General features: G+C 64.0%; 1 protein-coding gene. It reads left to right on the plus strand.

Annotated features, from left to right (window positions below):
• Positions 1–247: DUF6264 family protein (locus tag SB773_RS33870; RefSeq protein ID WP_410594863.1), on the plus strand; the 247-nt coding region annotated here is incomplete at both ends.

The raw sequence follows: 247 nt of genomic DNA on the forward strand, positions 1-247 counted from the left end.
GCGCTGCTGGCCTACGGCCTGGTGAACATCATCATCACCGGGTTGTCGTATCTCGATCTGCCCACCGTGATGAACGAGACGATGAAGATCCTCGGCATCGAGGGGGAGTTCACGAACTTCGCCCAGGGGCGGATCTGGGGGACCATCGCGGCCATCGTGCTCGCCGTAGGATGGTCGATCACGGCGGCGTTGTCGATCCGACGTCTGCGGCGTCGACGGATCAGCTGGTGGGTGCCGATCGCGGGTG

It is taken from the genome of Bacillus sp. SIMBA_074, from assembly GCF_046534555.1.
Lineage (GTDB): Bacteria > Bacillota > Bacilli > Bacillales > Bacillaceae_G > Bacillus_A > Bacillus_A mycoides.